A 19395-nucleotide genomic window follows, 5' to 3' on the forward strand; every position below is an offset into this window, starting at 1 on the left:
CGGAGGGTGTCGTTCACCTGCGGTTTTCGTGGTGACCGTAGTGTCCCGGCCGGAAGACCGCGCACTACCTTGGAGGACCTGTGGCGAATCTGTCGCCGCGCCGGCTGCTGCCGCTGCTTTCCACCCCGCACAAGGGTGGCCGTTCCGCGATGACCTGCCAGTTCCGTTGCGGCAACGCGTGCGCGCACGACGTGGCCAACACGAGCGGCAACCCGTACTTCGGTGAAGTGGCAGAGCAGGCGCTGTCGCGGCGCGGGGCGCTGCGCGCGGGTGCGCTGGGCGTGCTGGTGGCGGGCGCCGGTGTCGCCGGGGCCGGTGTCGCGGGGGCCGCGCCGGCGTTCGCCGATCCGGCCGAGCCCGCGGCGGAGGCGGCCAGGCACTCCGGCCACGCCGGCGACATCGCGTTCAGGCCCGTCCCTCCGAACACCGACGACGCGCTGACCGTCCCCGACGGTTACCGCTCGTCCGTGGTGGTGCGCTGGGGTGACCCGGTGGTGCCGGGTGCGCCGGCGTTCGACTTCGACAACCAGAGCGCGGCCGCTCAGGCCAAGCAGTTCGGCTACAACTGCGACTTCGTCACGCTCTTCCCGATGGGCGGCGACCGGGGCCTGCTCTGGGTGAACCACGAGTACACCGACGAGAGCCTGATGTTCCGCGGCTACACCGGCGGGGCCGCCGCCACCGAGGAGCAGATCAAGATCGCGCTGGCCGCGCACGGCGGTTCGGTCGTGGAGGTGGAGCGGGCGCGCGGCACCGGGCAGTGGAAGCTGGTGACCGGCGGGCGCCGCCGCTACAACCGGCGCATCACCGCCCAGACGCCGATGCGCTTCACCGGGCCGGCCGCCGGCAGCGACCTGCTGAAGACCGCCGCGGACCCGGCCGGGGTGAAGCCGCTCGGCATGCTCAACAACTGCGCGGGCGGCACCACCCCGTGGGGGACGGTGCTGACGGCGGAGGAGAACTTCGACCAGTACTTCGTCAACGGCGACAAGGTGCCCGCGGAGCAGGCGCCCTACATCGCCAGGTACACGATCCCGTCGGGCGTCTCGTCGAGCGGCCGCCGCTTCGACCGGATCGAGGAGCGGTTCGACCTGGCCAAGCACCCGCACGAGGTCAACAGGTTCGGGTGGATCGTGGAGATCGACCCGTTCGACCCGGATTCCACGCCGGTCAAGCGGACCGCGCTGGGCCGCTTCAAGCACGAGGCCGCCACCACGACCCTGGCCCGCGACGGCCGCCTGGTGGTCTACATGGGTGACGACTCCCGCTTCGAGTACGTCTACAAGTTCGTCTCGAAGGAGCGCTACATCCGCGGCCACGACCGCCACAACCGCACGCTGCTGGACGAGGGCACGCTGTACGTGGCCAGGTTCACCGGCGACAGTCCGGCCGCGGAGCTCGACGGGTCGGGCAAGCTGCCGTCCGACGGCGCCTTCGACGGCGCGGGCGAGTGGATCCCGCTGGTGACGGGCGACAGGTCGCACGTGGAGGGCATGACGGCCGCCGAGGTGCTGGTCTACACCCGCACCGCCGCCGACAAGGTGACGGCCACCAAGATGGACCGTCCCGAGGACGTCGAGCGCAACCCGGTGACCGGCGCCGTCTACGTCGCCCTGACCAACAACACCAACCGCACCCCGGCCCAGGCGGACGAGGCCAACCCGCGCTCGGCGAACAAGCACGGCCACGTGCTGGAGCTGGTCGAGCGGCGCGGCGACGCGGCGGAGAGGACGTTCGCCTGGTCGGTGCCGCTGGTCTGCGGCGACCCGAACGACTCGGCGACGTACTTCGCCGGTTACGACAAGTCCCAGGTCTCGCCGATCTCCTGCCCGGACAACCTGGCCTTCGACCGTGACGGCAACCTGTGGATCTCCACCGACGGCAACCAGCTCGGCAGCCACGACGGCCTGTTCGTGATGCCGGTCCGCGGCCGGGAGCGCGGTCATGTGCGGCAGTTCCTCACGGTCCCGGTCGGGGCGGAGACCTGTGGACCGCTGATCAGCGAGGACCAGCGCAGCGTGTTCGTGGCGGTGCAGCACCCGGGCGAGGTCGACGGGGCGAGCCCGGACAAGCCGGCCAGCCGCTGGCCTGACGGTGACCAGCCGCGGCCGTCGGTCGCGGTGGTGTGGCACGGCAAGGGCAAGAAGATCGGCGCTTGACCTCTACTTAACTTGAGGTCCTAGGCTCCGATGCCATGAGCATGGAAGTGACTGCGTGGAACCAGCTTTACTCATTGAACAACCGCTCGGAGCGTCGCCAGGTGTCGAAGGCGACGCTCCGTCGCGTCTGGGGCTTCGCCCGGCCGCACCGGGGCAGGATCGCGGTGTTCCTGGCGCTGAGCGTGGTGATGGCGGCGCTGGCAGTGGCTCCACCGGTGCTGGCCGGCAGGGTGCTGGACGCGATCGGGCAGAGCGCGCCGCTGGGCGTGGTCATGGGCCTGGCCGGCCTGATCGCGGGGCTGGCGGTGGCAGAGGCCGGGCTCGGCCTGGTGACCCGCTGGATGTCGGCGGGTCTGGGCGAGGGGCTGATCCTGGACCTGCGCACGGCCGTCTTCGACCACGTGCAGCGCATGCCGATCGCGTTCTTCACCAGGACGCGCACCGGCGCGCTGGTCAGCCGGCTCAACAACGACGTGATCGGCGCGCAGCGTGCCTTCACCGACACGCTGTCCAGCGTGGTGGGCAACGTGGTGACACTGGTGCTGGCACTGACCGTGATGCTCGGGATCTCCTGGCAGATCACCCTGCTGGCGCTGCTGCTGTTGCCGGTGTTCGTGCTGCCCGCCCGCCGGATGGGCGTCAGGATCGCCCGGCTCAGACGTGAGGCGGCCGACCACAACGCGACCATGGGCACCCAGATGACCGAGCGCTTCTCGGCGCCGGGCGCGACGCTGGTGAAGCTGTTCGGCAGGCCGGCCATGGAATCGGCCGACTTCGCCGCCAGGGCGAGCCGGGTGCGTGACATCGGCGTGCGCACGGCCTTCACGCAGTCCGTCTTCGTCACCGCGCTGACGCTGGTGTCGGCGCTGGCCCTGGCGCTCGTCTACGGGCTCGGCGGCTTCTTCGCGCTGCGCCAGCAGCTCGACCCGGGCTCGGTGGTGGCGCTGGCGCTGCTGATCACCCGCCTCTACTCGCCGCTGACCGCGCTGGCCAGCGCCCGGGTGGACGTGATGAGCGCGCTGGTCAGCTTCGAGCGGGTCTTCGAGGTGCTCGACCTGGAGCCGCTCATCAAGGACAGGCCGGGCGCGCGCGAGGTGCCCGCCGGGCCGGTGTCGGTGGAGTTCGACAAGGTGCGCTTCGCCTACCCCTCGGCGGACAAGGTGTCGCTCGCCTCGCTGGAGGAGGTGGCCGCGCTGGACAGCCGTGGCGGGGTCGAGGTGCTGCACGGCGTCTCCTTCAAGGCCGAGCCGGGCCAGATGGTGGCCCTGGTGGGCTCCTCCGGCGCGGGCAAGTCGACGGTCGCGCAGCTCCTGCCGAGGCTCTACGACGTGGACGAGGGCGCGGTCCGGATCGGTGGCGTGGACGTGCGCGACCTGACCGCCGACTCCATCCGCGAGACGCTCGGCATGGTCACCCAGGACGGCCACCTCTTCCACGACTCGATCAGGGGCAACCTGCTGTTCGCCCGCCCGGAGGCGAGCGAGGCGGAGCTGTGGGACGTGCTGCGCCGGGCCAGGCTCGCCACGCTGATCGAGTCGCTGCCCGACGGGCTCGACACCGTGGTGGGCGAGCGGGGCTACCGCCTGTCGGGCGGCGAGCGCCAGCGGCTGACCATCGCCAGGCTGCTGCTGGCCAGGCCCAGGGTGGTGATCCTGGACGAGGCCACCGCGGCGCTCGACTCCACCTCGGAGGCGGCCGTGCAGGAGGCCCTGGCCGAGGCGCTGGACGGGCGGACCGCCGTGGTGATCGCCCACCGGCTCTCCACGATCCGCGCCGCCGACGTCATCCTGGTCGTCGAGGACGGCCAGGTGGCCGAGCGCGGCACGCACGCCGAGCTGCTCGCCGCGGGCGGCCGCTACGAGGAGCTCTACCGCACTCAGTTCGCCGACCCGGCCATCGCCGCCTGAGGCCGCTCCTCCTGCTCCGGGTTACGGGGCGGGCGCAGCGTGTAGAGGGCGACCGGGATGGCCGCCAGCACGACCGCGGCCGCGATCACCAGGGTGAACTGGTAACCGTCGAGGAAGGCGGCCAGCGGCGGGCCGTCGCTGGCCGCCTGCCTGGCGCTCAGCAGGGCGCCCAGGACGGTGATGCCGAGCAGCCCGAAAACCTCCCTGGATACGTTCAGCACCCCGGAGGCCACCCCTGACCGGCCGGCCGGCATCCCGCTGAGCACGGCCGCGGTCAGCGGCACCAGCATGCCGCCGCCCAGGCCGTACAGCACGAACCAGGGCAGCACGTCCCCGTAGCCCGCGTCCGCGCCCACGCCGGAGAGCATGAAGATGGCCGCCCCCATGAGCGCCATCCCGAGCGCCACGGTCCGCCCGATGCCGAGCAGCCGGCTGATCCGCTGCGACAGCACCGCGACCACCGCCATGATCAGCGCCATCGGGACGAACGCGGCGCCCGCCTCGGTCGGGCTGAAGCCGAGCACGTTCTGCAGCCAGAGCGCGCTGAAGAAGTAGATGCCGAACACGCCGAACGACCAGATGCCGCTGGTGATGGTGCCGCCGGTGAACTGCCTGGCCCTGAAGAGCGACAGGTCGATCATCGGCTCCGCGGCCCGCCTCTCGATGAGCACGAAAGCCACCGCGGACACCAGCGAGAGCGCGAAGGCGGCCAGGATCTCAGGCGAGGTCCAGCCCGCGGCCTCGCCTTCGATGAGCGCGTAGGTCAGGGCGAACAGCGCGATCGCCGAGGCGGCCAGGCCCGGCAGGTCGAGGCTGTGCCGTACCCGGGTGAAGGCCGGCCGCACAGCCCACAGCGCGAGGCCGAGCGTCGCCGCCCCGACGGGCACGTTGATCAGGTAGATCCAGCCCCAGTGCAGGTTCTGGCTGATGAAGCCGCCGGTGACCGGGCCGAGCGCCATGGACAGGGCGCCGGAGACGCTCCAGATGCCCACGGCCCTGCCCCGCTCGGCGGGGTCGGGGAAGATCTGGGTGAGCAGTGACAGCGAGGTCGGGGTGAGCAGGGCCGCGCCGACGCCCTGCACGGCACGGGCGGCGATCAGCGTCCCGCCGCCGGTGGCGAGCCCGGCGGCCAGCGAGGCGAGCGTGAAGACGGTCAGGCCGGCGACGAACACCCGCCTGGCGCCGAACAGGTCCGCGAGCCTGCCGCCGACGAGCATGAGCCCGGCGAACACCAGGATGTAGCTGCTGACGATCCACTCCAGGCCGGAGATCGTCAGGCCGAGCTCACGCTGGATCGTCGGCAGGGCGACGTTGCCCACGTTGTTGTCCAGATAGGTCATGAAGGTGCCGAGCGTCACCGCGCCCAGGGCCCACCACTTGCGGTCCACAAACGCCTCCTATACGTCGTACTTGTACGTCGTATAGTGGAACTTGTACGACGTATAGTTGTCAACCGTGATGGGAAAACTGACCGCGCCGGCGATCGTCGAGCGGGCCCTGGAGATCGGCGACGCCGAAGGGCTCGACGCCGTGACCATCAGGCGGCTGGCGACCGACCTCGGCGTCACCCCGATGGCCCTCTACTGGCACTTCAAGAACAAGGAACAGCTGCTGATCGGCCTGGCCGACCACCTCATCGCCGGATTCGCGCCCGAGCCCGCCGACGACCGGCCGTGGCAGCAGCGGCTGCGCGGACTGCTGGAAGGGCTGATCGGCGTGCTGCGCGGCCACCCGTGCGCCAGAAACGTGCTGGAGCAGGTGAGCCAGACCTCGGTGCCCAGGTTCCTGGCGGTCTGGGACGAGGCGCTCGGGCTGGCCCGCTCGGCCGGTTTTAGCGTGGAGGAGAGCTGCCTGATCACCAAATACCTGCTGCAGAGCGCCATCACCATCGCCGACGCGCCGGTCCACTACCAGCCCGGCCGAACCGCTGAGGAGGTGGCCGAGATCTTCAGGGTGAAGCGGCTGGAGCTGGAATCGCTGCCCGCCGGCCGCTATCCGCACCTGGTGGAGATGGCCGGCCCGATGGTGAGCGGCACCCCCGGCCTCTACGACACCTTCGGCGTGGACCTGATCTGCGCGGGCATCGAAGCCCTGGCGGCCAGACGTTAGAGTCCTGGCCATGACCTTCGAGCTGGTTTGCGAGATCGAGCCACCGACCAAGCCCGATCTGAAGCACGTACGGCATCAGATAGGCACGCTCAGCAAGATCGCGCACTCGTTCCTCGTCCCCGACAACCACATCGGCCGCGCCACCGTGTCGAGCGTGGCCGTGGCGCACGAGGTCGAGGCGATGGGCGGGCGGAGCATCGCCTGCCTCAACTCCCGCGACCGCAACCTGCTCGGCTTCCGCCGCGACCTGCTGACGGCCGCGGCCTACGGGGTCGACCAGTTCCTGTTCGTCTACGGTGACAAGCCCACCAGCGGCAACCGCACCAGCGACCTGACCGTGCGCTCGATGATCGAGGAGGCCAGGGAGTTCTCGCCCGACCTCCGCGTCGGCGCCGCCGCCGGCCTGCGCCCGCTGCCCGCCTGGAAGCGCACGGCGGACTTCCTGTTCGCCCAGGTCAGCTTCTCGCTGGAGGCTCTGCTGCGCTGGCGCGAGGCCAACCCTGTGGACGTCCCCGTCTATGCCGGCGTCATGGTCCTGGCCAGCGAGCGGCACGCCCGCACCATGGCCGCCACCATCCCCGCCATCGACATCCCCGAGGACCTGATCGCCCGCGTCGCCGCCGACCGCATGGCGGGCGTGGCGGCCGCGTGCGAGCAGGTCCTGGCGATCCGCGACTCGGGGGCCTTCGACGGCGTCCACCTCATCCCGGTCTCCCGCTACCGCGACGTCGAACCCCGCCTGGCCGCCGCGCTCACCTAGGCCGGCGCGGGGAGCGGGCCAGGGCGGCGAGGAGGGCGCCGGCCAGGGCGACGGCGAACAGGACCGTGTACGTCCGCTCGAAGCCCTGCATGAGCTGGCCCACCGCCACCGGTGAGAGCGCCGACAGGGTGCCCGCGTACACCTGGGCCCGCACCTCCGGGCTCACCGCGCTGCCCAGCACGCTGAGCGACAGTCCGACGCTGAGCACGACGCCGACGTTCATCACCATGAGCCGGAAGCCGTTGACCACCCCGAGGCTCCCGCTCGGCAGGGCGCCCATGACCTGCGTGGTGTTGCCGGTGAGGAACGTGCCACTGCCGCAGCCGCAGACGAACAGGCCGATGCCGATGATCCAGTAAGGGGTGGCGGGATCGGCGGTGAGCAGGAGCGTGCCGAGCCCGGCGGCGCTCATCAGCGCGCCGCCGATGGACAGCAGGTACGGCGAGACCCTGCGGCCGAGCAGGCCCACGACGGGCGAGGCCAGCGCCATGCCGACCGGCACCGGCAGCACGCTCAGCCCGGCGGTGAACGGGTCCACGCCCCTGGCCGCCTGGAAGTAGAGCGCCACCACCAGGATGAGCGCCGCGCGGGCGATCGCGTTGCAGAAGGACGCCAGGTTCGCGCAGGCCAGCATCCGGCCGCCGAACAGCCGCAGGTCCAGCACCGGGTGGGTGGCCCGCCGCTCCACCAGCACGACCAGCGGCAGCAGCACCACGAACAGGCCCGCGCCGATCAGGGCGACGGGGCTGGTCGGCCCGGCGGAGCCGGCTTCGGACAGGGCCAGGATGATGGCCGACAGCGCGGCGAACACCAGCGCGTTGCCCATCGCGTCCACCGGCCGTTTCGGCCCCTTCGGCACCTTGCGCAGCGTGACGGCGCCCCAGACGATCGCGATCACCCCGGCGGGCACGTTCACCCAGAAGATCCACTGCCAGCCGGCGGTCGCGGCGATCAGGCCGCCCAGGGTGGGGCCGGCGAGCTGGGCCACCGACAGGGTGCCCATGTAGACGCCCATGCCCTGGCTGAGCCGGTCGGGCGGGAAGGCCTCAGTGATGATCACCGTGCCGTTGGCCAGGATCATCGCCGCGCCGATCGCCTGCAGCACCCGCATCGCGACCAGGAACCACACGTCCGGCGACAGCCCGGCGAGCAGGGAGGCCACGGTGAACAGCGCGAACCCGGCGAGATAGACCTCCCGCCTGCCCAGCAGGTCGGCCACCCGTCCGAAGAACACCAGGCTCGCGGTGTTGACCAGGAGGAACGCCAGCAAGATCCACCCTGACTGAAACGGCGTGGCGTGGAAGTGCCGCACGACCGTGGGGAGTGCCACGTTGAGGGTGCTGCCCGCGATGCCGATGAGGACGAGTCCCAGGCTGGTGACCGAGCACACGCGCCAGGCATAGCGCATGCGGCCGGCGTAATCGGGGGTGATCGCGACCATGCCCTCCACTATGACGTACGACGTACGTACGGTCCGCGTCGGGGCCGAGTTCTATTCTAGAAACGCATTCAGCGCGCGCGTCTGCGCAGGCCATCCATGTCGTGGACCACCACGCGCCGCCTGCCGGTCTCGATCAGCCCGCGGTCGCGCAACGTGCGCAGCGCCTTGCTGACCGCCTCCCGCGAGGAACCGGTCCAGCCGGCCAGCTCGTCCTGTGACAGCGGCAGCGCCACGCGCACCCCGCCGTTCGTCTTCTCGCCGTAGCGCTCGGCCAGCTCGATCAGCCGCGTCGCCACCCGTCCCGTGGTGTCGAACGCGCCGAACTCGATGCGCTTCCTGTCGGAGTCACGCAGCCGCTCGGTGACGAGCTGCATGAGCAGGACGGCGATCCGCCCGTGCTCCTGCAGGAAACCGGTAAAGTCGCGGATGACGACGCCCACGATGGGTTCGAGCGTGGTCACGGTGGCCGATCGCGGCGAGCCGTCGATGGCGGACATCTCGCCGAGCAGCGCGCCGGGGCCGCGAACGGCGAGCACCACCTCGGTGCCGCTGCTCGTGTGGGAGGAGACCTTCACCCGGCCCTCCATCAGCACGAGCGCCCACTCCGAGGTGTCGCCCTCGGACATCACTGTGGTCCCGCGATCCCACCGCCGAGGCCGTCCAGCGGCCCGCAGGGCCTCGACGTCTTCGGGGGTGAGCATGGAGAGGAACTCGCCGGGATCTGGCTTCATGTGCCTGATTATGTCCGTACGGCGCGCGACCTTTCTATGTCATTGCCGTCAGAACGTACGCCTCCACGGCCTCTTCCTTGCCCTTCAGGTTCAGCTTGCCCAGCGGCCGCACCGTCGCGCCGGCTCCGAGCTGCTTGTGCGTGGTCGCGCCGATCACCACCGTGCCGGGCTCGGCCAGGGTCTGCAACCTGGCGGCCACGTTGACGCAGTCGCCCATGGCGTTGAAGCCGCGCAGCCTGGGGCTGCCGATGTTGCCCACCAGAGCCGGACCGGTGTTGACCCCGACCCGGAACGTCGGCCACTCGACGTCGTTCGCCCGATTCCAGGCGGCTTCCTCGGCCACCTCGGAGGCCGCCTGCTGCATCGCCAGCGCCGCCCGGCACGCCGCACCGGCGTGGTCGTTCTGCGTGGCGGGGGCGTTGAAGAGGGCGAGCAGCGCGTCGCCGACGAACTGCACGATCGTGCCGCCGTTGTCGAGGATGCAGGGCACCGCGGCCGTGTGGTAGCGGTTGAGCATCTCCACGATCTCGCCGGGCGTCACCCGCTCGGAGAACGTGGTGAAGCCCTTGAGGTCGGCGAAGAGCGCGGTCAGCTCCTTCATCTGGCCGCCCAGCGCCGCCTGCGTGGGATCGGCGAGCAGTGCCTGGGCCACGTCGGGCGACATGTACTGCCGGAAGAGCGTGTCGAGCTCCTGGTAGAGGCGCGCGTTCTCCAGGGAGATGGACAGCTGCCCCGCCAGCGTCGCGGCGAGGGCCTCGTCCTGCCCGGTGCGCCCGAGCGGCACCTCCAGAACCCCCGCCAGATGGTTCTTGACGGTCAGCGGGTAGGCGACCAGATTGTCGCGCCTGATGGGGGTCGTCCCGGTGAACTGATACTCGCGCGAGCCGATCTGCGCCCGCCCGTCGGCGACCAGGCCGATCCGCACGTCACCGTACGCCTGGCGGACGCTTTCGAGCGCGGTCGCGAGCAGCTCGGTCTCCGGCAGGCCGATCCGGGTCTGGGCGCTCACCGTGACCAGCGCGGCCAGCCGCTCGGACAGCTCCCGCTCCTCGGCCAGCGCCCGGCCGGCCCGGTCGAGCACCGCGGCCTGCCCCTCGTTCAGCCGGAACTTGCCCGACATCCGGGTCGCGGCCAGCGGCTCTCCCCTCCGCACGTGCTCGACCAGCTCCTCCAGGGCCGCGTCGTAGTCGCGCTGGATGCGCCGCACGGTCGCCGACAGCGCCACCGAGTCGAACAGCCCCGCGCTCGACCCCTCCCGCCTGAACTGCAGGTAGGCGCTGTAGGCGACGAAGACGAACGCGAACGTCAGCAGGATGTGCCACTCCCACCACGTCAGATGCCAGTTGAGCTGCGACATCCCGGCGATCATCGATTCGGCCAGCAGCGCGTAGGCGGTGAGGAGGCTGATCAGCATGGCTGACGGCCGGCGCCGGTGCAGCTGGAACATCATCACGCCGGCCGCCACGTACAGGGCCAGGCCGGGCAGCGACAGGATCGCCACCCAGTCGACCGGTGAGGTCAGCGGCGGCCGGCTGAGCGGCGTCACGCCCGGGATCAGTGAGGCGAGCCCCCACAGGGCCATGAACCCGAACAGCACGCCGCGCACCAGATGCTGGGAGCGCAGCACCGCCTGCGCCGCCTTCTCGCCCAGCGGGAAGGCCGAGGCGAAGGCGAACCCCGCCGCGATCGTGAGCCCGACCTGCTGCCCGAGGTCGAAGCCGAGCGTGCCGGTCGGCAGGATGACCTTGGGCGTGGCGAGCCCGTGCAGGAAGAAGAACCCGGCGCTGCTCAGGAAGACCATCGACACCAGGAACAGCCTGGCGTCCTGCCTCCGGCGGGACGCCTCGCTGATCATCGTGCCGAGCGCCACGTTCAGCCCGGCCACCAGGACGATCATCCAGAAGTGGCTGGGGTTGTGCTGCCACATGATGTTCAGGTGCGGCTGGGCCAGGAGCAGCCAGAGCCCGAGCAGGGGCAGTCCCAGATGGATGGCCCACACGACCCCGCGCACGGGTTGCGTGGCGGGAGGGAGGTACGGGCTGGGGGTGGACAAGGTCACTCTCCGCTCAACGCGCTTCGCTACGAACGCCCTTGATTATCCACCCGCTAGTGAGCATGCCAATGCGGCTTTTTACGCACATGAATCTTCTTGACTCGTCAAGTAGCGTCAATCGCTTGTGTCACGCTATGCGCCGTAATGAACACGTTATGTGAACCCTGTCATCCGTTGGAACGATCGCCGCCTCACTGCTCACCGTCGGTGGCGTCGCCACCGCCTCCTCGGCGGTCAACGAGGTGACCGCGTGCGTGCACAAGCAGTCCCGGTACGCCCGCATCGTCAACCCGAAGACCCCGTGCCGGAAGACGGAGGTCCGGATGGTCATCGGCGGCGGCAGCACCGGTCCGCAGGGCAGGCCTGGCCTCCAGGGCAAGCAGGGCATCCCCGGCAAGGACGGCGCAACGGAGGCAGCCATGGAAACGCCGGCACCGTCTACGCGGTCTGCCTGAAGAAGTCCTAGGCAAGAGAAAGGGCCGGTACGGAGTCCGTGCCGGCCCTGGGTGTCTCAGATCAGCCGAACAGCGCCGGAAGCGTCGCCGAATGGGTCTCGCGCAGCTCCTCGACCGGCACGTCCAGCACGTTCTCCACCACGAGCGACGTGCCGCCGGTGGAGCCGAGGCCGTAGCAGGGGACCTCGTGCTCGGCGCAGAGCGCGGCGAGCTCGTCGAAGGACTCCGGCCGGACCGCGACCAGCGCCCTGGCCGCGGACTCGCTGAACAGGCCGATGAACGGGTCCTCGGTCAGCGCCACGGTGACGCCGACGCCCCGCGCCAGGCAGGACTCCGCCAGTGCGATGGCCAGGCCGCCGTCGGACAGGTCGTGCGAGCCCTCCAGCAGGCCACGCCTGGCCGCCTCGACCAGGACGGTGCCCAGCGCCTGCTCGGCCACCAGGTCCGCCTCCGGCGGCAGGCCGCCGAGGTGGCCGTGGGCGACGTGCGCCCACTCCGAGCCGCCGAACTCCTCGCGCGTCTCGCCGAGCAGCGCCACCCGCAGCCCCTCGGCGGCGAAGCCGGTCGGGACCCGCTTGGCGACGTCGTCGATCACGCCCAGCACGCCCACGACCGGAGTCGGGTGGATGGGGGTCGAGCCGGTCTGGTTGTAGAACGAGACGTTGCCTCCGGTGACCGGCACGCCAAGGGTTCGGCAGGCGTCGGCCAGGCCGCGGACGGCCTCGGCGAACTGCCACATCACCTCGGGGTCCTCGGGAGAGCCGAAGTTGAGGCAGTTGGTGACCGCCAGCGGCTCGGCGCCCGTCACCGCGACGTTGCGGTAGGCCTCGGCCAGCGCGAGCTGGGCCCCGGCGTAGGGGTCGAGCTTGGCGTAGCGGCCGTTGCCGTCGGTGGACAGCGCGATGCCCCGGGTCGTCGGCTCGGCTCCGGCCATGACCTCGGAGATGCGCAGCATCCCCGCGTCGGCGGGCTGGGCCAGCACGGTGTTGGAGCGCACGTAGCGGTCGTACTGACCGGTCACCCACTCCTTCGAGGCGAGGTTGGGCGAGCCGAGAAGCTTGAGCAGGGTCGCCTTCAGGTTGAGGGGCCGGGCCAGCCTGTCGGGGGTGTCGGCGTTGAGCGCCGCCTGACCGGCGGGCTCGTGGAAGGGCCGCTCGTAGACGGGGCCGTCGTCGGCGGCCGTGCCCGGCGGGATGTCCACGATCGTCTCGCCGTCCCAGGTCATCACCAGCCTGCCGGTGTCGGTGACCTCGCCGATCACGGTAGCCGGGACGTCCCACCGCTCGCAGATCGCCATGAACGCCGGGATGTCGGAGGGCCGGACCACGGCCATCATCCGCTCCTGCGACTCGCTCATCAGGATCTCCTCCGGCCTGAGGGAGGCATCGCGGAGCGGGACCAGGTTGAGGTCGACGTGCATGCCGCCGGTGCCCTTGGCGGCCAGCTCGGTGGTCGCGCACGACACACCCGCCGCGCCCAGGTCCTGGATGCCCACGACCACGTCGGCCGCGTAGAGCTCCAGGCAGCACTCGATGAGCAGCTTCTCCATGAACGGGTCGCCCACCTGCACGGCGGGACGCTTGGCCTGCGACTCGTCCTCGAAGGTGGCGCTGGCCAGCACGCTGGCGCCGCCGATGCCGTCAGGGCCGGTGGAGGCGCCGAACAGCACGACCTTGTTGCCGGGGCCGGGAGCGGTGGCGAGCTTGATCTGGTCCTTGCGCAGCAGGCCCACGCAGAGCGCGTTGACCAGCGGGTTGCCGATGTAGCAGGGGTCGAAGACGACCTCGCCGCCGATGTTGGGCAGGCCCAGGCAGTTGCCGTAGTGGCTGATGCCCTCCACCACGCCGGGCAGCACCCGCCGCGTGTCGTCCTGGTCGGCGCCGCCGAAGCGCAGCGCGTCCATGACCGCGATCGGGCGGGCGCCCATCGACATGATGTCGCGGACGATGCCGCCGACGCCGGTGGCCGCGCCCTGGTGGGGCTCGACGTACGACGGGTGGTTGTGCGACTCGATCTTGAAGGTGGCGGCCCAGCCGTCGCCGATGTCGACCACGCCGGCGTTCTCGCCCATGCCGACGAGCAGCGCCTCGGAGTGGGGCGCCTTGGTGGCGAACTGCTTGAGGTGCACCTTGGACGACTTGTAGGAGCAGTGCTCGGACCACATGACGCTGTAGATGGCCAGCTCGGAGCCGGTGGGACGACGGCCGAGGATCTCGCGGACCCGGTCGTACTCCTCCTGCTTCATGCCCAGCTCGGCGAAGGGCATCGGCTCGTCGGGCGTGCCCTCGGCCCTCTTGACGGAGTCGGTGCTCATGCGTTCACCAGCTTCTTGAGGATGGAGGTGAAGAAGCCGAGGCCGTCGGTGCTCGGGGCGCCGACCAGCTCCTCGACGGCGTGCTCGGGGTGCGGCATGAGGCCGACGACGTTGCCCGCCTCGTTGCGGATGCCGGCGATGTCGTTCATCGCGCCGTTGGGGTTGCCGCCCACGTAGCGCACGACCACCTGCCCACCGGCCTCCAGCGACGCCAGGGTCTCCGCCGAGGCGACGTAGCGGCCCTCGCCGTGCTTGACCGGCAGCACGATCTCCTGGCCGGGCGCGAACGCGCTGGTCCAGGCGGTGTCGGTGGACTCGATCCGGACCCGCTGGTCACGGCAGACGTAGTGCAGGGAGGCGTTGCGGGTCAGCGCGCCGGGCAGCAGGTGCGCCTCGCACAGGATCTGGAACCCGTTGCACGTGCCGAGCACCGGCAGCCCCGCGCGGGCGGCCGGGATGAGCTGCTCCATCAGCGGCGCGAACCGCGAGATGGCTCCGCACCGCAGGTAGTCGCCATAGGAGAACCCGCCGGGCAGGAAGACGGCGTCGACCCCCTTCAGGTCGTGGTCGCCGTGCCACAACGGCACGGCCTGCGCACCCACGAGTCCCACGGCCCTGGCGGCGTCCTGGTCGTCGAGAGTGCCTGGAAACGTGACTACGCCCACACGGGCAGCGCTCATGACTGTCGTCCCCTCCGAGGAAATGAGCACACGCCACCGTCTCTCGGGGCGGACGGCGGGCGGCACTCCTAAGGTTATCCGGTGCCGTCAGGTGTTCTTCGACGCGCCCTGACATGCGAGATCGTGCTCGGCGCGGAGGAACGGGGCGTCAGACGGCGGCGAGCTCGCGGGAGCGGTCGTCGGCCGCGTCGTCCCAGGCGAGCTGCTTGCGCATGTGGACCGTGGTGCCACGGCCGGGGGTGATGCCGAAGGAGATCTCGTCGACCACCGAGCGCATGATCAGCAGGCCGCGGCCGTTCTCGGTGTCGGCAGGTGGAAAGTGGAGCGGCATCGACGGCAGACCACCCCCGTTGTCGGCCACGCGCACATCGCAGCGGCCGTATCCGATCGACGCCGTCACTTCGTAGCGGTTGGCGGGACCGCCGTGCCGCACCGCGTTGGAGCAGGCCTCGGAGACCGCGAGCAGCATGTCGGCGATGCACGACTCGCTCACATGCAGCGATCGCATCGCATCGCCAAGCACTCGCCTGACCATCGGGATGCCGATAGCATCCCGAGGCAGTGCCAACGAGAACTCAATGTCCACCGGACTCCTCCGGGCTCCGGAATGTCACCTGGAGTAGGTTTCCCCGTGAAATCGGGGCTAACCGCAAAATCACGCTGTTGTTATTTAGTGTTGGGTAGCCCGTGGCATTGTGGCACGCCAGAATCCCGCTTTAACCCATCAGGGTTATTTCAGGTATCAAATGTGGCGTTCTACCACGCAGGCTAGCCCTCGACGCGGAGGGTGAAGTCCTCGATCACGGTGTTGGCCAGCAGGGTTTCGGCCATCTTTCGGACATCCTCCAGCGCCGCCTCGTCGGCCGGGCCGTCGAGCTCCACCTCGAAGCGCTTGCCCTGCCGCACGGCTGACACGCCGGAGAATCCCAGCCGTGGCAGCGCACGGGCTATCGCCTGGCCCTGCGGATCGAGAATCTCGGGCTTCAGCATGACGTCTACGATGACGCGCGCCACTGCGTTCCTCCTGGGTAAGGCGGGGTTGGCAAAGGACAGCCTACCGGCGCGTGTGGCAACGGGTACAACGGGAACGGGGAGAGGATGGGGCTTGCGCGAAGGGCTGTGACGTCTGCCACCATGGCCCCAAGCGCGTTCGAACCACCACCAGATGGTCCGACGCTGAGAAGGCCGGACATAGGTGGCGACCCCATCGAAACCGGCCCTGACCACAGGAGTGGCACGTGACCTCCGACGCCTCTCGTGGTGCCGAAGCACCCCCTGAGCTCGTCCAGTTGCTCACCCCCGAGGGAGAGCGGGTCGAGCACCCCGACTACGACATCGACCTGACGCCCGAAGAGGTCAGGTCCCTCTATCGAGACCTGGTTCTCGTCAGGCGTATCGACCTGGAGGCCGTGGCCCTGCAACGGCAGGGCGAGCTCGGCATCTGGGCCTCCCTCCTCGGCCAGGAGGCCGCGCAGATCGGCTCCGGCCGGGCTCTGACCGACACCGACATGGCCTTCCCCACCTACCGCGAGCACGGCGTGGCCTGGTGCCGCGACGTCGACCCGGTGAAGCTCCTCGGCCTGTTCCGCGGCGTCAACCACGGCGGCTGGGACCCCAAGGAGCACAACTTCCACCTCTACACGATCGTGATCGGCAGCCAGACCCTGCACGCCGTCGGCTACGCCATGGGCATCCAGCGCGACGACGCCACCGCGGCCACCATCGCCTACTTCGGCGACGGCGCCACCTCCCAGGGCGACGTGAACGAGTCGTTCATCTGGGCCAGCGTCTTCAACGCGCCGATCGTGTTCTTCTGCCAGAACAACCAGTGGGCCATCTCCGAGCCGCTGGAGAAGCAGACCCGCATCCCCCTCTACCGCAGGGCCTCAGGCTTCGGCTTCCCCGGCATCAGGGTCGACGGCAACGACGTCTTCGCCTGCCTCGCCGTCACCCGGCAGGCGCTGAAGAACGCCCGCGAAGGCCAGGGCCCCACCCTGATCGAGGCGTTCACGTACCGGATGGGCGCCCACACCACCACCGACGACCCCACCCGCTACCGCGTGGCCAGCGAGCTGGAGGCGTGGAAGCTCAAGGACCCGATCGAGCGCGTCAAGGCCTACCTGTTCAAGAACGAGCATGCCGACCAGGAGTTCTTCGACTCCGTGGAGGCCGAGGCCGACCGGCTCGGCGCCGATCTGCGCACCCGCTGCCTGGCGATGCCCGACCCCGAGCCGCTCGACATCTTCGACCACGTGTACACCGAGCCGCACGCGCTGATCGACGAGGAGCGCGCCCACTACGCCGCCTACCTGGAGGGGTTCGAGAGATGACCGTGCTGAGCCTTTCCAAGGCCCTCAACGAGGGCATGCGCAAGGCCATGGAGGACGACCCCAAGGTCCTCATCATGGGCGAGGACGTCGGCAAGCTCGGCGGCGTCTTCCGGGTCACCGACGGCCTGCAGAAGGACTTCGGCGAGGACCGTGTCATCGACACGCCGCTGGCCGAGTCCGGCATCGTGGGCACCGCGATCGGGCTGGCGCTGCGCGGCTACAGGCCGGTGTGCGAGATCCAGTTCGACGGGTTCGTCTTCCCCGCCGCGGACCAGATCATCACCCAGCTCGCCAAGATGCCGATGCGCTCGCTCGGCGCGATCAAGCTTCCCGTCGTCGTGCGCATCCCCTGCGGCGGCGGCATCGGCGCGGTCGAGCACCACAGCGAGTCGCCGGAGGCCTACTTCACCCACACCGCGGGGCTGCGGGTGATCGCCTGCTCCAACCCGGCCGACGCCTACTCGATGATCCAGCAGGCAATCCACTGCGACGACCCGGTCATCTTCTTCGAGCCCAAGCGGCGCTACTGGGAGAAGGCCGAGGTCGACACCTCCGACACGGGCTGGTGGACCCCCATGGACAGGGCCAAGGTGGTCCGGCCCGGCGCCGACGCGACGCTGCTCGCCTACGGTCCCATGGTCAAGACCTGCCTGGAGGCCGCCACCGCGGCCGAGCAGGACGGCCGCTCGCTGGAGGTCGTCGACCTGCGCTCGCTCAACCCGCTGGACGCCCCCGTGGTCATGGACTCCGCGCGCAGGACCGGCCGCGTGATCGTCGTGCACGAGGCCCCCGTCAACAGCGGCTTCGGCGCCGAGCTGGCCGCCCGCATCACCGAGCAGTGCTTTTACCACCTGGAGTCGCCCGTGCTGCGGGTGGGTGGGTTCTCCACCCCCTACCCGCCGTCCAAGCTGGAGGAGCACTACCTGCCGGACCTCGACAGGGTGCTCGACGCCGTCGACCGCACCTTCGCCTTCTGAGAGGGGGACTCGTTCATGAGACGTGAATTCAGGCTCCCCGACGTAGGCGAGGGGCTGACCGAGGCCGAGATCGTCCGCTGGCACGTGCAGCCGGGTGACGAGGTGAAGGTCAACCAGATCGTCGTCGAGATCGAGACCGCCAAGTCCATCGTCGAGCTGCCCATCCCCTGGGCCGGCGTGGTCGCCGGCCTCCTGGCGGGCGAGGGCGAGACCGTCGACGTGGGCCTGCCCATCATCGCCGTCGACACCGGCGCTCCCGACACCGGCGCTCCCGCCGCGGCCGAGGAGCGGCCGGCGCTGGCGGAGGACCTGGTGCCCAACCCGCCGGCGGAAGGCGCCGTCGAGCCCGGAACCCACGGCAGCCCGGCACCCAAGGAGGAACGCCAGGCCGTCCTGGTCGGCTACGGGGTCAAGACCGGCGCGACCAAACGCCGCCCCCGCAAGTCCTCCGCCGGTCCGGCGACTCCGGTCGCCAACCCCGAGCGCGTGGAAGTGGCAGGCTCCCCGGCCCTCCCCAGTACCGGGCCGGCGGGGGGGACCACGGCGGAGCCCGGCGCTGCCGGCCTGAGCCGCGTATCCGTCCTGGCCAAGCCGCCGGTGCGTAAACTCGCCAAGGACCTGGGCGTCGACCTCGCCGGCCTCACCGGGACGGGGCCGCAGGGCTCCATCACCCGCGAGGACGTCCACGCCGCGGCCGGCGCAGAGCAGGCGCCGCAGGCGATCCAGGCCGCACAGCAGCCCGAAGAGCGCATCCCCGTCAAGGGCGTCCGCAAGATGACGGCGCAGGCCATGGTCGGCAGCGCCTTCACGGCCCCGCACGTCACCGAGTTCCTCCAGGTGGACGTGACGGAGACGATGGAGGCGGTCAAGCGGCTGCGCGCGCTGCCCGACTTCGCCGAGGTCAAGGTCTCGCCGCTGCTGCTGGTGGCCAAGGCCGTGCTCACGGCGGCCAGACGGCATCCGGTGATCAACTCCGCGTGGGACGAGGCGGCCCAGGAGATCGTGGTCAAGCACTACGTGAACCTGGGCATAGCCGCCGCGACCCCGCGCGGCCTGGTGGTGCCCAACATCAAGAGCGCCCACCTTCTCTCGCTCCCCGACCTGGCCACGCAGCTGGGACAGCTCGCGGAGACCGCCAGGGCGGGCCGCACCCAACCGGCCGAGATGGCGGGCGGGACGATCACGATCACCAACGTGGGCGTGTTCGGCGTCGACACCGGCACCCCGATCCTGAATCCGGGTGAGGCCGCCATCCTCGCCTTCGGCCAGGTCAGGGACATGCCCTGGGTGGTCGACGGCGAGCTGGCCGTGCGCAAGGTGACGACGCTGGCGCTCTCCTTCGACCACCGCATCGTCGACGGCGAGCTGGGCTCGCTCTTCCTGCGTGACGTGGGCGCGATGCTGGAGGACCCGCTCCGCGTCCTCGCCTGGAGCTGAAACCCGCCGGGAGGGCCGTCACCCGCCGGCCCTCCCCGCGCG

At 70.4% G+C, this 19395-nt stretch carries 15 protein-coding genes; 7 read left to right on the plus strand and 8 right to left on the minus strand.

Annotated features, from left to right (window positions below; genetic code table 11):
• Nucleotides 1-80 precede the first annotated feature (80 nt).
• Together V5E28_RS38930 and V5E28_RS38935 are read left to right on the plus strand one after the other, a co-directional pair.
• Nucleotides 81-2159, plus strand: coding sequence for a PhoX family protein (locus tag V5E28_RS38930; protein WP_336214645.1), 2079 nt, complete (start codon nucleotides 81-83; stop codon nucleotides 2157-2159).
• 35 nt (nucleotides 2160-2194) lie between these two features.
• Nucleotides 2195-4066, plus strand: coding sequence for an ABC transporter ATP-binding protein (locus V5E28_RS38935; RefSeq protein WP_336214647.1), 1872 nt, complete (start codon nucleotides 2195-2197; stop codon nucleotides 4064-4066).
• Here V5E28_RS38935 and V5E28_RS38940 read toward each other — a convergent pair.
• Entirely contained in the window at nucleotides 4036-5454 is a 1419-nt protein-coding gene (locus tag V5E28_RS38940) for a DHA2 family efflux MFS transporter permease subunit (RefSeq protein WP_336214648.1), read from the minus strand. The two genes, V5E28_RS38935 and V5E28_RS38940, sit on opposite strands and share 31 nt — an antisense overlap.
• A 70-nt stretch (nucleotides 5455-5524) precedes the next feature.
• Between V5E28_RS38940 and V5E28_RS38945 the strand changes: the two genes are divergently transcribed.
• The gene (locus V5E28_RS38945; protein WP_336214693.1) at nucleotides 5525-6175 is read left to right on the plus strand and encodes a TetR/AcrR family transcriptional regulator; all 651 of its coding nucleotides are present in this window, start codon (nucleotides 5525-5527) and stop codon (nucleotides 6173-6175) included.
• 10 nt (nucleotides 6176-6185) lie between these two features.
• Nucleotides 6186-6935 (plus strand): methylenetetrahydrofolate reductase, encoded by a 750-nt coding sequence (locus V5E28_RS38950; protein ID WP_336214650.1) that lies wholly within the window; start codon nucleotides 6186-6188, stop codon nucleotides 6933-6935.
• Here V5E28_RS38950 and V5E28_RS38955 read toward each other — a convergent pair.
• The 7 genes from V5E28_RS38955 to purS all read right to left on the minus strand — a co-directional run bounded on the left by V5E28_RS38955 (nucleotide 6928) and on the right by purS (nucleotide 15623).
• Nucleotides 6928-8376: an MFS transporter gene (locus V5E28_RS38955; protein WP_336214652.1), complete on the minus strand. Its 1449-nt coding sequence runs from the start codon at nucleotides 8374-8376 to the stop codon at nucleotides 6928-6930. The two genes, V5E28_RS38950 and V5E28_RS38955, sit on opposite strands and share 8 nt — an antisense overlap.
• A gap of 68 nt (nucleotides 8377-8444) precedes the next feature.
• Nucleotides 8445-9107 (minus strand): Crp/Fnr family transcriptional regulator, encoded by a 663-nt coding sequence (locus tag V5E28_RS38960; RefSeq protein WP_336214653.1) that lies wholly within the window; start codon nucleotides 9105-9107, stop codon nucleotides 8445-8447.
• A 34-nt stretch (nucleotides 9108-9141) separates the two neighbouring features.
• Nucleotides 9142-11160, minus strand: coding sequence for an adenylate/guanylate cyclase domain-containing protein (locus tag V5E28_RS38965; protein ID WP_336214655.1), 2019 nt, complete (start codon nucleotides 11158-11160; stop codon nucleotides 9142-9144).
• Nucleotides 11161-11676: 516 nt separating this feature from the next.
• On the minus strand, nucleotides 11677-13929 hold the full coding sequence (gene purL, locus V5E28_RS38970) for a phosphoribosylformylglycinamidine synthase subunit PurL (protein WP_336214657.1): 2253 nt from the start codon (nucleotides 13927-13929) through the stop codon (nucleotides 11677-11679).
• Nucleotides 13926-14609, minus strand: coding sequence for a phosphoribosylformylglycinamidine synthase subunit PurQ (gene purQ, locus V5E28_RS38975; RefSeq protein ID WP_336214659.1), 684 nt, complete (start codon nucleotides 14607-14609; stop codon nucleotides 13926-13928). Before purQ ends, purL begins: the two co-directional genes overlap by 4 nt.
• 148 nt (nucleotides 14610-14757) lie before the next feature.
• On the minus strand, nucleotides 14758-15144 hold the full coding sequence (locus tag V5E28_RS38980; RefSeq protein WP_336214661.1) for an ATP-binding protein: 387 nt from the start codon (nucleotides 15142-15144) through the stop codon (nucleotides 14758-14760).
• Nucleotides 15145-15377: 233 nt separating this feature from the next.
• Nucleotides 15378-15623, minus strand: coding sequence for a phosphoribosylformylglycinamidine synthase subunit PurS (purS, locus tag V5E28_RS38985; RefSeq protein ID WP_336214662.1), 246 nt, complete (start codon nucleotides 15621-15623; stop codon nucleotides 15378-15380).
• Between the two features lie 224 nt (nucleotides 15624-15847).
• On the opposite strand from purS, the gene pdhA reads away from it, so the two are divergent.
• The 3 genes from pdhA to V5E28_RS39000 are packed head-to-tail and all read left to right on the plus strand — an operon-like array spanning nucleotide 15848 to nucleotide 19353.
• On the plus strand, nucleotides 15848-16939 hold the full coding sequence (pdhA, locus tag V5E28_RS38990) for a pyruvate dehydrogenase (acetyl-transferring) E1 component subunit alpha (protein ID WP_336214664.1): 1092 nt from the start codon (nucleotides 15848-15850) through the stop codon (nucleotides 16937-16939).
• Nucleotides 16936-17916, plus strand: coding sequence for an alpha-ketoacid dehydrogenase subunit beta (locus tag V5E28_RS38995; RefSeq protein ID WP_336214666.1), 981 nt, complete (start codon nucleotides 16936-16938; stop codon nucleotides 17914-17916). Before pdhA ends, V5E28_RS38995 begins: the two co-directional genes overlap by 4 nt.
• A gap of 15 nt (nucleotides 17917-17931) precedes the next feature.
• Nucleotides 17932-19353: a dihydrolipoamide acetyltransferase family protein gene (locus tag V5E28_RS39000; RefSeq protein WP_336214668.1), complete on the plus strand. Its 1422-nt coding sequence runs from the start codon at nucleotides 17932-17934 to the stop codon at nucleotides 19351-19353.
• The last annotated feature ends 42 nt before the right edge of the window (nucleotides 19354-19395 follow it).

Origin of the sequence: Nonomuraea sp. LPB2021202275-12-8 (assembly GCF_037044575.1) — a bacterium.
Lineage (GTDB): Bacteria > Actinomycetota > Actinomycetes > Streptosporangiales > Streptosporangiaceae > Nonomuraea.

What these genes read in the sequence shown, in the direction of transcription:
- V5E28_RS38935 (WP_336214647.1), top strand. Translation starts at nt 2,195, where the DNA reads ATGAGCATGGAAGTGACTGCGTGGAACCAGCTTTACTCATTGAACAAC.
- V5E28_RS38945 (WP_336214693.1), top strand. Translation starts at nt 5,525, where the DNA reads ATGGGAAAACTGACCGCGCCGGCGATCGTCGAGCGGGCCCTGGAGATC.
- V5E28_RS38950 (WP_336214650.1), top strand. Translation starts at nt 6,186, where the DNA reads ATGACCTTCGAGCTGGTTTGCGAGATCGAGCCACCGACCAAGCCCGAT.
- V5E28_RS38955 (WP_336214652.1), bottom strand. Translation starts at nt 8,376, where the DNA reads ATGGTCGCGATCACCCCCGATTACGCCGGCCGCATGCGCTATGCCTGG.
- V5E28_RS38960 (WP_336214653.1), bottom strand. Translation starts at nt 9,107, where the DNA reads ATGAAGCCAGATCCCGGCGAGTTCCTCTCCATGCTCACCCCCGAAGAC.
- purL (WP_336214657.1), bottom strand. Translation starts at nt 13,929, where the DNA reads ATGAGCACCGACTCCGTCAAGAGGGCCGAGGGCACGCCCGACGAGCCG.
- purQ (WP_336214659.1), bottom strand. Translation starts at nt 14,609, where the DNA reads ATGAGCGCTGCCCGTGTGGGCGTAGTCACGTTTCCAGGCACTCTCGAC.
- V5E28_RS38980 (WP_336214661.1), bottom strand. Translation starts at nt 15,144, where the DNA reads ATGGTCAGGCGAGTGCTTGGCGATGCGATGCGATCGCTGCATGTGAGC.
- V5E28_RS38995 (WP_336214666.1), top strand. Translation starts at nt 16,936, where the DNA reads ATGACCGTGCTGAGCCTTTCCAAGGCCCTCAACGAGGGCATGCGCAAG.
- V5E28_RS39000 (WP_336214668.1), top strand. Translation starts at nt 17,932, where the DNA reads ATGAGACGTGAATTCAGGCTCCCCGACGTAGGCGAGGGGCTGACCGAG.